This window comes from Aquitalea denitrificans (assembly GCF_009856625.1).
GTDB lineage: Bacteria > Pseudomonadota > Gammaproteobacteria > Burkholderiales > Chromobacteriaceae > Aquitalea > Aquitalea denitrificans.
The window spans coordinates 1324510-1337012 of sequence record NZ_CP047241.1 but is presented as its reverse complement, the minus strand read 5'-3'; the positions used below and the strand labels follow the sequence as shown (position 1 = coordinate 1337012).

Here is a 12503-nt window from a genome sequence, read left to right as displayed (position 1 = left end):
TAAAACGGGCTGTTGCCACCCCGTTTGCGTGTTCCTTAAAGAATGGCAGCTTTCAACTCCGCTACCAGACCGGTCAACCGCTCTTTGGCAGTTTGTTCTGTAGCCGCCTCAATTTCCTGCACCAGACGGCTCCCTACCACCACCGCATCGGCTGTCACGGAGATGGCCTTGGCAGTAGCGGCATCGCGAATGCCGAAGCCAACGCCGATAGGAACCTGAATATGTGCTCTAAGGGCGGCAATTTTACGCGCTACATCGTCAATGTCCAGATTTCCTGCACCAGTGACGCCTTTGAGCGACACATAATAGACATAACCACGTGCGTGACGGGCGATTTCGCGCACCCGCGCCTCAGGCGTGGTAGGGGCAATCAGGAATACCGGGTCCAGATCGGCAGCGATCAGCGCGGCGGACAGATCGGCCGCTTCTTCCGGCGGGCAGTCCACCGTCAGCACGCCATCCACACCGGCAGCGTGAGCCTGTTCGGCAAAGGCGGTATAGCCCATGACGAACACCGGGTTCAGATAACCCATCAGCACTACGGGGGTGGTGGTATTGCTCTTGCGGAACTCGGCCACCATGGCCAGCACATCGCGCAGACCCACCTTGTGCACCAGTGCGCGTTCCGATGCGCGCTGGATCACCGGACCGTCGGCCATCGGATCGGAAAACGGCACGCCCAGCTCGATGATGTCGGCACCGCCATCCACCAGGCCGTGCATCAGCTCGACGGTGCGGGACGGATGCGGGTCACCGGCGGTAATGAAGGGAATCAGCGCCTTCTTGCCCTGCAGGGCGGCAAAACATGCAGCAATACGTGACATAAGCCTTCCTTCGCCTTATTACAGCGTGATACCGGCCAGGCCGGCCACGGTATTGATGTCCTTGTCGCCACGGCCGGACAGGTTGACCAGAATCACCTTGTCCTTGCCCATGGTGGGCGCAACCTTGGCAGCCCAGGCCAGCGCATGGCTGGATTCCAGTGCCGGGATGATGCCTTCCAGGTGACAGCAGTCGTGGAAGGCTTGCAGCGCTTCCTTGTCCTCGATGGCAACATACTCGGCGCGGCCGATGTCCTTGAGGTAGCTGTGCTCCGGACCAACGCCGGGGTAATCCAGACCGGCCGACACCGAATGGGTTTCCACCACCTGGCCGTTGGCATCCTGCATCAGATAGCTCTTGGCACCGTGCAGCACGCCCACGCCGGCACCGCCGGACAAGGGGGCGGCATGCATGCCGCTGTCAATGCCGTGACCACCGGCTTCCACGCCCACCATGCGCACACCATCCACATTGATGTAGGGGTAGAACATGCCGATGGCGTTGGAGCCGCCACCCACACAAGCTACCACCACGTCGGGCTGACGACCGGTCAACTCCGGCATCTGCTCTTTGGATTCCTCGCCGATTACCGACAGGAAGTCACGCACCATCATCGGGTAAGGATGCGGGCCGGCTGCCGTACCCAGAATATAGAAGGTGCTGTCGACATTGGTCACCCAGTCGCGCATGGCTTCGTTCAGCGCGTCCTTCAGGGTTTTGGAACCAGACTCCACCGGCACCACGGTGGCACCCAGCAGCTTCATGCGGAAGACATTGGGCGACTGGCGCTTGATATCCTCGGCACCCATGTAGACAAAACATTCCATGCCGTAGCGGGCTGCCACTGTGGCGGTGGCCACGCCATGCTGGCCGGCACCGGTTTCGGCAATCACGCGCTTTTTGCCCATGCGGCGTGCCAGCAGAGCCTGACCGATGGCATTGCTGATCTTGTGCGCACCGGTATGGTTGAGGTCTTCACGCTTAAGGAAGATCTGCGCACCGCCCAGTTGTTCCGACCAGCGCTTGGCGTGGTAGATGGGGCTGGGACGGCCCACATAGTGTTTCAGCTCGTGGCGAAACTCTTCCCAGAAGGTGGGATCAGCCTTGACGCGCTCGTATTCGTTCTTGAGCTCGTCCAGTGCCGCCATCAAGGTTTCGGCAACATAGACACCACCATACGGGCCGAAATGGCCTTTTGCATCCGGAAGATCATACCGCTCCATGCCTTGCTCCTGATATGAACGCTGCCATTCTGGCAGCATCTTTGATTCCCTTGGCTGCTTCCACTCCGCTGGAAACATCCACCGCCGCCGGCCGCACTGCGGCCACGGCTTGTTCTATATTGCTGTCGTCCAGCCCGCCGGACAAAATCAACGGCAGGGGCAGGTTTGCTGGCAGCAAGGTCCAGTCAAAGGTGGTACCGGTGCCACCGTGTGCGCCTTCGACAAAGGCGTCGGTGAGTAGTCCGCGCGCATCCGGGTATTGGGCTGCCGCGGCGCTCAGGTCCAGGCCGGGCTTCACCCGTACGGCCTTGAGATAAGGCCGCCGGAAAGAACGGCAGAATTCCGCGCTTTCTTCGCCATGAAACTGCAGGATGTCGATGCTGCAGGCACCCAGCACTTCTTCCACCCAGCTGCGCTCCGGGTTGACGAACAGTGCCACCACGCTGACAAAGGGCGGCAAGGCGGCAATCACTGCCTGCGCCTGGGCGATGCTGACATTGCGCGGGCTTTTCGGGTAAAACACCAGGCCGATGGCATCGGCACCCAGGCGGGCGGCTTCGGCGCCATCCTGCGGGCGGGTAATACCGCAAATCTTGATTCTGACTGTCACTTCATCTCCACAAAGCCAGGCGCGCCGGTTCAGCCTGCGTCGGCAGGGCAAACTGCGCGGGGTAACCCACCCCGGTCAGATACAGGCCATCCGGCATGAAGGTGGGCGGTGCCCGGGTGCGGTCGCGTGCCGCCAGCAGGGCTTGCAGGTCAGCCTCATCCAGACTGCCCTTGCCCACGTACAGCAGCGCGCCGACGATATTGCGCACCATGTGGTGCAGGAAGGCATCGGCCATCAGATCGAAACGAATCAGGCCACCCTGCTCGCTGATATCCAGCTGCTGCAAGTGCTTGAGCGGGCTCTTGGCCTGGCATTCGGCAGCACGGAAACTGGAAAAATCATGCTGCCCCAACAAACACCGTGCAGCACGGCGCATGGCATCCACATCCAGTTGCTGGTGATACCAACCCACCTTGCCTGCCAGCAGACAGGGGCGCACCGGGTGGGTCAGCAGGAAATAGCTGTAGGAACGCGAAAATGCCGAGAACCGCGCATGAAAGTCATCACTCACTTCCCTTGCCCATACAACAGCGACTTCCGGTGGCAGCAGCGCGTTGACGCCACGTACCCAGGCATTCAGCTGCCGTTCGGTTGTCGTATCAAAATGCACCACCTGCATGGCGGCGTGCACACCGGCATCGGTTCGACCGGCGGCCAAGGTTGTAATCTTTTGTCCGGCAATCTGGCTGATGGCCTGATTCAATCTGTCCTGGACGGTATTGCCATGCGGCTGAGTCTGCCAGCCGGAAAATGCCCGGCCGTCATACTCGATGCCGAGCGCTATTCTCATGCCCACACCTTACATGCAAAACTTCCCGCAGTCAGCGCACAGGCGACTGTCAGCGGGGCGATAAAGCATCAACTCTACCCTATCCTGCGTGGTTTACGCCATGCCGACATTCAAGAAGCCACGTCCAGCAGCCCTGCTGGCAGCAGGCCGTAGCGGCATGAAAAACGGGGATGCTGCTGCATCCCCGTGTCGATTCCCTGCGCCAATAGCTAGACAGTCTGCCCTGCTTCCTTCATCAGCGCTTCGGCGGTTTCCTTGTCGCCCATTTCCAGATACAGCTTGGCCAGCTCCATCTTGTCATTGGCTTCGGACTGCGGCGTGGGGGCCGGAGCCGGCGTTGCCGGGGCTGGTTTGCTGACCGGAGGCTCAAGCTTCACCGACTCGGGAAGATCGGATAGAAAATCCATGTCCAGCATCGGCTCAGCTGCCTGATTCGCTACGCTTTCCAGTTCCTGCTCCCCCAGTGAGGCAAAGGCATCCAGCCCACTCAAGGCGGTATTCTGTCCGGTAGCTGGCGGCAAGGGAGCCGGACCCGCCGGTTCTTTCTCAATGAAATCCATCGCCAGCGGTTCTTCCGGCGGCGGCTCCAGTGCACCCAGTTCGGCGGCCAGGTCTACCGGCACACTGCCGGCATTATGCGCAGCCGCTGTCACAGGCACATCAGCGGCAGCCTGCACCCTCACCGGTTCAAGATCCAGCGGCGACACTGCCGGAGCCGGGCGCGCATCAAACAGCGGATGGTCTGGCACCAGAGTACGACCGAGTTCGCACACCCGCATCCACAGTGTGCTGTCCTTGCCGAAAATGCCGCGCGCCGTGGTAGCCTCGGCCACAAAGCCATCCTTGTCCGACTGGATTGCCAGCACTTCCAGCAACTTATAACGCAGATCCTGCCGCATCGGTTCGCGCACCAGGCCTTCACGGAGGATTTCCAGTGCCTGATCGGTACGACCATAGGCCAGATACACCTCGGCTTCCGCGATCAGATCCACCGAAGCCAGATCAATCCCCTCGCCACGCTTGATGCCACTCATCAGGGTGGTAAGCGGCCCCATAGTCAGCAAGGAAGCGTTATCGGGCACCGGCTTTCCTTCGGGCTTGCTTTCCGGCGTGGCAATCTTGCGCTGACGCCGACGCTGAGCCAGCAACAAGGCTGCCAGCGCAGCCACGGCCGCACCGCCAGCAATCATGGTGCTGTTGTTGCGCAACCCCGTCAGCACATCATCAACCAGGAAGCTTGGTGCCGCAGCCTCCTCCGGAGGCTTGACTACCACTGGCTTGGGCATAGACGCCGGTGCTGCCTTGCTGCTTGCCACTGTGGGCGCAGAAGCAGGGACTTGCGCGGCAACTGGTGCTGGCGCAGCCACGGCAACGCTGGCAGGAGCAGCATGCGCAACGATGGCCTTGTCTGCCGGCTGGCTGGCAACAGCCTTGTTCTGGCTGGCGATGGCAGCAGCACTTGCTTCGGCTGCCTTGGCCAGCTGCAGATTACGGATTTTCTGTTCCAGCTCCTGGGTTTTTTGCTGGGCCTGCTGCAATGCTTGGTCCTGCCGTTGCAGGAGGTTTTTCAGCCTGGCCTCCTGGGCATTCTCAACTGCCTTGCCTGGCGTTACTGCCTTGACTGCCGCAACCTGCGGAGCAGAAGCCACCGGTTTGGCCGCTGATGCCACCGCTTTAGTCTGCACGGCAGGCGGCTTCACCATGGGCTTGAGCGTAATGGTTTCGGGGCTGCCAAGTGGCTTGACCGGCGCATCCGCCCTGCTGGCAACAGCCGGGGGTGCCACTTGAGGCTCGGCAGCCTTGGCATGCATGGCTGGTGCGACCGCATTGGCCATGTGCCACTCTGCCGGATACTTCAGTGCCGTCCCGGCGCGCAGGCGATTGACATCACCGGCAATAAAGGCATCCGGATTGCCGCGATACAACCGTCTGACGGCTTCCGCCTGATTGCCAGCACCCTTCATGCGGGCTGCAATCAGCGACAGGGTATCGCCATGCAATACCCGGTATATCTTCAATGGCTGTGCTTTGCCGACGCTACGCACCGGCTTGTCGGCATCGCCACTATCAGCGGCGTGCTCTTCGACGGTATAACCGTTCGGATCCAACAGCAGCGTATAGCGTTTTTGCGCGTGGACATTGGCAGCGCCCACGTCCAGCCGGAAGGCAAGAAAAGGCTCGGTCAACGGCCGCGTACTGCGCAACAGCAGCATGGATTTTCCAGCGGCAGACCGGGTCAACTGATGGGACATGGAGGCCACCAGCTGCAGCTGTTCGGCACTGGGAGCACCCTGCAAGCTGTCAGCAGCCAATGCCACGTGGACATTGTCGGTCTGTTTTACTGCGGTGCCAAACAACTCCAGTTCAGCCACCAGCGGTTCGCCCAGCTTGGACTTTACCTTCAGCTCACCCAGCCCCAGGCTGCTCAGACGTGGCATCTGGTCGGGAGATACTGCGGTTTTCTTCACCGTATCGTCGTGACCAGGCTGCTTGTCCTTGCGCGGCGGACCATCCCTCAGATAGTCAACCTCGAACTCGCGCACCAACCGGCCTGCCGGCCAGCTCATTTCCACGGCAAAACGCAACAGGGACTCGTCGAAACGGCTAGGCCCCTTGACCAGAATCTTCTGGATACTGCCATCCGGCTTGCGGATAGCAGAAAACTTCAATACGGAAGCAGACTGACTGTAGGTGGAAACCAGAGGATATTTGTTGCGATCAGCCAGGCTGACCAGCACATTCCCTTGCGGATCCTCGTCTACCACGGGAATTTCCGCCTCGAAAGGCTGACCTTCCGAGGACAGTACGTGGATGGGCCCCAAGCCAGCCAGCGCCGATCCTGCAGAGCCCATGCCAGCCAACAGGATGGCCAGCAAGGTCATGCGATGTCTTGAAGCCATGATACGGACTTCCCTGATTCCTGCTTTGGCAGGTTTTATTGCTAATGAACTACCCGGCTTAAACGTGTGCCATGCAAAATAAAACCGGCAAAATCGGCAAGGCAGTGCTTGCGCACTGCCTGCATCACAAGCTGAACCCGATCAGCAAGCCGAGCTACCTCAGCTGCTGATTTTGGTCAGCAAAGCCTGGGCTTCTTCTTTCAGACTGCCTTGTGCCTCACCGACCAGGTCCTGCAATACTTCCCTTGCACCGTCGCGATCACCCATGTCGAGATAAACCTTGGCCAGATCCAGCTTGGTGGACAACGGGTCGTCCAGCAGCGTCATGCCTTCGGCTGCAACCGGAGCATCAGCAGGTACGGTAGGAGAAGGAGCAGGTGCTGGCGTAGCAGCCACCATATCTTCGTACAGCGATTCAAAACCATCACTTGCGGCTGGTGTCGATGGTAATTCCAGCGTTGCCACAGCCGGTTCTTCCGCTTTGGCCGGCTCGATATCGCTCGCCAGCCCATCCAGATTGAAATCAAAATCCAGCAGATTGGTATCGGCAGCAGGCTCTGCAGCCGGCTTTTCCGGCTCGGTGGCAGGTGCTGGTGCCAGAGCTGCCAGTTCGGCATCCAGATCAAAATCCATCAGGTTGGATTCTGCCGCCGGTGCCGGTGTCACTGCTTCTTCTTCGGCAAACAGGGCGGCACGCAGCGGATCATCGACAGCAACCGGTGCGGCAGCCTCGACAGGCTTGGCGACAACGGGCTCGGGCACTGCCTCGCCAAACAGTTCCTGATCCAGATCGATCACGCCATCGCCAGCAGCAGCCGTACTTTCTGCAGGTACGTCATCTGCAGCAAGCTGGTACAGCGCATTGGCCGGATCAATAGCCAGCCCCATCGCAGCCACCTTGGCCCAGGCCTGACCCTTGCCATCGGTGCTGACGTGGAATTCACGTGCCAGCTTCTCGAAGCTGCCTGCATCCGGGCGTGCCGCATACAGTTCCAACAGTTTCTGGCGCACTTCCTGGCGCGACGGATCCTTGGCCAGCGCATCCTTGAGGATTTCCTCGGCCTGCGCATCGCGGCCATAGGCCATATACACTTCGGCTTCCGCTACCGGATCAACCTCTGCCGCATCAATCGCACCGGAGGACTGGGTAAAATTGGTCATGAAGGAGTGGCCGCCACTGACCGAGCTGGGCCCGCTGCCCACAGCATTGCGACCCAATACTGCATTATTGGCCTGGGCGGACAGCTGCAGCGAAGACCCTGCAGCAGCCTTGCGGCGACGGGAAATCATCACGCCAAGCGCACCGAGAAGGCCGACACCCGCCACGCCACCACCGATCAATGGCAGGTTGTCAATCAGGCCATCCAGCCAGGAACGTTCCGGCGGCGGAGGCGGGGGAGTAACCGGCTTGGGCGCAACAACCGGCTTGGGGGCCGGCACAGCGGCAACCGGCGCACTAGCCTGAACAACAGGCTCCACAGCCGGTACCGAGGCGGCCTGTACCACCGCATCCGGCTGCGATGCCTGCGGCTTGCCGCCTTGCATGGCCTTGAGTTGTTGTTCCAGTGCAGCAATACGCGCTTCGGCATCTTTCAACGACTGCTCGCGGGCACTTACCTGCTGCTCCAATACCGAAAGCTTGGCATCCGGCTGGCCGCCTGCGGCATCCGGCGGCACCAGTTTAAGCACGTCAGTGCCCTTGCCTTTGGCTACAGGCTGCTTGGCTGTAGCCGGTACGGCTGCCGGCGGCTGGGCTGCTGCAGGAGCAGCACCATCAGGATGCAGAATGGTGCTGACCTGATCAGCCGACAGCGCCTTGACCTTGCCCGCAGTCGGCACCTTCAGGGTAACACCGGCTTTTAGCTTGTTGGGATTGCCATCATTGAAGGCATGCGGGTTATTCTGCACCAGCGCTGCCATGGTTTGCTCCAGCGATGCACCTGCCGGCTTCACTCGTGCCGCCATGCCACGCAGCGTGGAGCCGGATCGGGTTTGCACCACGCCCGGAATCATTGCATGCGCCGGTCTGACCGGTTTACCCGCATAGCGGCTGGACAGATTCTCCTCGGCATATTGGGGCATGTCCTGCACGATTGATTTGGCTTGCGGCGCATTGTATGTCGCCGGATCAAGCAACACCGTGTACTCGCGTACCGAACGACCGGAACTGGTCTTTGCTTCCACCACGAAGCGTAGGTAAGGATCGTTGATGGGGACGGCAGAGCTGACCCGGATGACGGCACCATGCGCGGAGGGAACCACGTGAAAGCGCAATGCGGACATGCTGCCGCTGTAATCGACATTCAAGTCCCGAAAGGTATCCGGGCTGGCCAGCCCGATACGGGCGGTTTCCAGCTCGCTCGAGCGAACTCCGGTCAACTCGATATCTGCGTGAAAGGTCTCCCCCAGGAAGGATCGTACATTGATCCTGCCAAGACCGGCCCATACATTTGCCGAACACACCATGGCGACAGCCAGTACGCTCAGCTTGAATTTTGCCTGATTATTCACAGTCTACCTTCCGGCACTCATTTATCTTGATTTTATTTCGCCCGCTCTACCCGCACGGACACACAACTGGCAACTAGTGCCATATTAGGCCCTAGCAAAGCTTTTAGCTAGATAACATAACAAGAAAACCCCGGACTGGCCGGGGCTTTACAATTATTCAAACACACCGGCTTTATTCAGCGACTCCGCCAACAGAACGCAATTGAGTGCGGCACCAACCCGGACATTGTCTGCGCTCAACCAGAAACTGAGCGAATTTCCGGTTTTGCGCAGGCGGCTAATCCAGACGCCGCCATTACCAGTTGCCTCCATAGGCGTAATGTAGCCACCGTGCTGATCGGCAGAAATCAATTGCAATCCTGCCGCCAACAGACGATTACGCACTTGCAGCAGATCAATATCCCCATCCACTTCAAGGCTTACTGCCCAAGAGTGGCCAAAGAATACCGGCACGCGAACACAACTGGCTTCTACCTGCAGCGCAGGCTGCTGCAGCAGGCGGCGTAATTCATTAACCAGGGAAAGCTCTTCAGCGGAAGTACCATTCGCATCAACGTCGCCAATCTGCGGAAGCACATTAAAGGCAATGCGCTTGGCAAAAACTGTATTTTCAGATTCTCGCTGCGAGAATAATGCAGTTGTTTGCTCGGCCAGTTCTTCCAGTGCCTTTTGCCCGGCACCGGATACCGACTGATAGGTGGCAACAGTAAGGCGGCGCGGCTGCAGCGGTAGCAAGGGGTGCAGAGCCATGGCCAACGGAGTAACCGTGCAATTGGGTGCGGATACCAGGGCCCCGGCCTCCAAGCCCTCCAGTTGATCACCATTCACTGACGGCACCACCAGCGGCACTTCGGCATCCAGGCGGTAGGCATCGCTGAAGTCAATCACGGTTACGCCTGCGGCGCGGGCTTGCGGGACATATTCGCGCGCCACATCGCTGCCGGCGACAAATATGGCCAGCGCCACATTCTCGAAACCGAATTCGTCCAGTTGGCGGATGTCCAGTTCCAGATTGCCATAGCTGACGGTTGACGCCTCATGCTCCGGGCCATCCACGGCAAACACCCGCTCAGCCGGGAACTGGCGCTCGGCCAGCAGTTCGAGAACAGATTGGCCTACCAGGCCAGCGGCACCTACCACAGCAAGCTGCATCATCCGAATCAATCCTTACATTCCAGAAAAAAGCTGATTTTAACTCAGCCAAAAGCAAAGGGCGCAAAATGCGCCCTTTGCAGTGTAGTCGATCCCGGCTGTATGCCGGTTAAAAAAGCGTATCGACCATTTTAACCCGAATCAGCGTTCGATGAGGATACGCAGCATACGGCGCAGCGGTTCAGCCGCGCCCCACAGCAGCTGGTCACCAATCACGAAGGCGGACAGGTATTCGCCACCCATGTTCAGCTTGCGCACACGACCAACCCCTACTTCCAGGCCGCCGGTGATGGCAGCCGGGGTCAGTTCCTTGACGCTGATTTCGCGGTCGTTCGGCACCCATTTCACCCAGTCATTACCAGACTTGATGATGGCTTCGATCTCTTCCAGCGGCAGGTCTTTCTTCAGCTTCACCGTCAGTGCCAGGCTATGGCAGCGCATGGCGCCGATACGCACGCACAGGCCATCTACCGGAATGGTAGCTTCGGTGCCCAGAATCTTGTTGACCTCAGCCTGACCCTTCCACTCTTCCTTGGATTGGCCGTTGTCCAGTTGCTTGTCGATCCAGGGGATCAGACCGCCAGCCAGCGGCGCACCGAAGAATTCGGTCGGCACGTCTTCACGGATGGCGGCAGCCACCTTGCGGTCGATCTCCAGAATGGCGGACGACGGGGTAGCCAGTTCGTCGGCCACGGCAGCGTGTACCACGCCCATGCCCTTGATCAGTTCGCGCATGTGGTTGGCACCGCCACCGGAAGCTGCCTGGTAGGTCATGGAGGAAACCCACTCCACCAGACCCTCACGGAACAGACCGCCCATGCCCATCAGCATGATGGAGTTGGTACAGTTGCCGCCGATGTAGTCCTTCACGCCCTTGGCCAGTGCGCTGTCGATCACGTTGCGGTTGACCGGGTCCAGCACGATGACGGCATCGTCAGCCATGCGCAGGGTGGAAGCGGCGTCGATCCAGTAGCCAGTCCAGCCGGCGGCACGCAGTTTCGGATAGATATCGCTGGTGTAATCGCCGCCCTGACAGGTGACAATGGCGTCCATTGCCTTCAGTTCGTCGATGTTCTTGGCGTCTTTCAGCGCCGGTACGTCACGGCCGATGTCCGGGCCTTTGCCGCCGACATTGGAGGTGGTGAAGAACACCGGTTCGTTGATGACAGCGAAATCGTTCTCTTCACGCATACGTTGCATCAGCACGGAACCAACCATGCCACGCCAGCCTACAAAGCCTACTTTCACGGGTTTCTCCTGGGATCTGTCTCTAAAGTTGCGATTGGCCCGTCAACGCAAGCGTTAGCGGGCCAAGTATTTTTATTACTCCATTGTGCAGCGCGATAGCGCAGGAGGCAATGGGGTCAACCCTATCCGGGTGAAGTTTTTTTTACAGCGCTGCCACCACCGCGTCACCCATACCGGAGCAGCTGACTTTCTGGCAGCCCGCTTCGAAGATGTCGCCGGTGCGGTAGCCTTGGGCCAGCACCGTCTTGACCGCGTTTTCCACGCGCTGGGCAGCTTCTTCCTGGGCAAAGGTGTAGCGCAGCATCATGGCGGCAGACAGGATGGTGGCCAGCGGATTGGCCAGGTTTTTGCCGGCGATGTCCGGTGCAGAACCGTGCGAGGGCTCGTACAGGCCCTTATTGTTCTGGTCCAGCGAGGCCGACGGCAGCATGCCGATGGAGCCGGTGAGCATGGAGGCTTCGTCGGACAGGATGTCGCCAAAGATATTGCCAGTCACCATCACGTCGAACTGCTTGGGGTTGCGCACCAGCTGCATGGCGGCGTTGTCCACATACATGTGGCTCAGCTCTACCTGCGGGTATTTGCGCGCCACGTCGATCATGATTTCTTTCCAGAACTCAGTGGTTTCCAGCACATTGGCCTTGTCGACCGAACACAGCTTCTTGTTGCGCTTCATGGCAATGCCAAAGGCAACGTGAGCAATGCGACGCACTTCGCTTTCGCTGTAGCGCATGGTGTTGAAGGCTTCGCGCTCGCCCTGCTCGTTCACACCCATGCCACGCGGCTGACCAAAGTAGATGTCACCGGTGAGTTCGCGCACGATCATGATGTCCAGACCCGACACCACTTCCGGCTTCAGGGTGGAGGCATTGGCCAGTTCCGGGTACAGGATGGCCGGACGCAGGTTGGCAAACAGGTTCAGGTCCTTGCGGATGGCCAGCAGACCGCGCTCGGGACGCAGCGGGCGATCCAGCGTGTCGTATTGCGGGCCGCCAACGGCACCCAGCAGCACGGCGTCGGCTGCACGGCACAGCTTCTGGGTGAATTCCGGATACGGCACGCCATAGGCGTCGTAGCCGGCACCGCCCAGCGGGGCTTCTTCCAACTCGATCGGCAGGCCGTCCTGACGCAGTACATCCAGCACGCGACCTGCCTGGGCAATGATTTCCGGACCAATGCCGTCACCCGGCAATACGGCGATTTTCATGAGTTATCCTTTGCTGTCTCTGATTACTTAGTATTTTGAA

At 59.6% G+C, this 12503-nt stretch carries 9 protein-coding genes; all 9 read right to left on the bottom strand.

The window, feature by feature from the left end; genetic code table 11:
- Positions 1–35: 35 nt before the first annotated feature.
- On the bottom strand, positions 36–824 hold the full coding sequence (gene trpA / locus GSR16_RS06140; RefSeq protein WP_159875639.1) for a tryptophan synthase subunit alpha: 789 nt from the start codon (positions 822–824) through the stop codon (positions 36–38).
- Between the two features lie 18 nt (positions 825–842).
- On the bottom strand, positions 843–2045 hold the full coding sequence (gene trpB / locus GSR16_RS06135; RefSeq protein WP_159875638.1) for a tryptophan synthase subunit beta: 1203 nt from the start codon (positions 2043–2045) through the stop codon (positions 843–845).
- Positions 2032–2655, bottom strand: a complete 624-nt coding sequence (locus GSR16_RS06130) for a phosphoribosylanthranilate isomerase (protein ID WP_159875637.1) — start codon at positions 2653–2655, stop codon at positions 2032–2034. Before GSR16_RS06130 ends, trpB begins: the two co-directional genes overlap by 14 nt.
- 1 nt (position 2656) lies before the next feature.
- Positions 2657–3445: a tRNA pseudouridine(38-40) synthase TruA gene (gene truA / locus GSR16_RS06125; protein ID WP_159875636.1), complete on the bottom strand. Its 789-nt coding sequence runs from the start codon at positions 3443–3445 to the stop codon at positions 2657–2659.
- Between the two features lie 209 nt (positions 3446–3654).
- Positions 3655–6345, bottom strand: a complete 2691-nt coding sequence (locus GSR16_RS06120; RefSeq protein WP_159875635.1) for a type IV pilus assembly protein FimV — start codon at positions 6343–6345, stop codon at positions 3655–3657.
- Positions 6346–6504: 159 nt separating this feature from the next.
- Complete coding sequence (locus GSR16_RS06115; RefSeq protein ID WP_240902611.1) at positions 6505–8856, bottom strand: motility hub landmark protein FimV; 2352 nt, start codon at positions 8854–8856, stop codon at positions 6505–6507.
- A 153-nt stretch (positions 8857–9009) separates the two neighbouring features.
- The gene (locus GSR16_RS06110) at positions 9010–10011 is read right to left on the bottom strand and encodes an aspartate-semialdehyde dehydrogenase (protein WP_240902610.1); all 1002 of its coding nucleotides are present in this window, start codon (positions 10009–10011) and stop codon (positions 9010–9012) included.
- Between the two features lie 138 nt (positions 10012–10149).
- Entirely contained in the window at positions 10150–11256 is a 1107-nt protein-coding gene (gene asd, locus GSR16_RS06105) for an aspartate-semialdehyde dehydrogenase (RefSeq protein WP_159875633.1), read from the bottom strand.
- 142 nt (positions 11257–11398) lie between these two features.
- Positions 11399–12463: a 3-isopropylmalate dehydrogenase gene (gene leuB / locus GSR16_RS06100; protein WP_159875632.1), complete on the bottom strand. Its 1065-nt coding sequence runs from the start codon at positions 12461–12463 to the stop codon at positions 11399–11401.
- Positions 12464–12503 lie beyond the last annotated feature (40 nt).

Bases quoted from the DNA above. Each gene is read 5' to 3' on its own strand.
- trpA (WP_159875639.1), bottom strand. From the start codon at position 824: ATGTCACGTATTGCTGCATGTTTTGCCGCCCTGCAGGGCAAGAAGGCG.
- trpB (WP_159875638.1), bottom strand. From the start codon at position 2,045: ATGGAGCGGTATGATCTTCCGGATGCAAAAGGCCATTTCGGCCCGTAT.
- truA (WP_159875636.1), bottom strand. From the start codon at position 3,445: ATGAGAATAGCGCTCGGCATCGAGTATGACGGCCGGGCATTTTCCGGC.
- GSR16_RS06120 (WP_159875635.1), bottom strand. From the start codon at position 6,345: ATGGCTTCAAGACATCGCATGACCTTGCTGGCCATCCTGTTGGCTGGC.
- GSR16_RS06110 (WP_240902610.1), bottom strand. From the start codon at position 10,011: ATGATGCAGCTTGCTGTGGTAGGTGCCGCTGGCCTGGTAGGCCAATCT.
- leuB (WP_159875632.1), bottom strand. From the start codon at position 12,463: ATGAAAATCGCCGTATTGCCGGGTGACGGCATTGGTCCGGAAATCATT.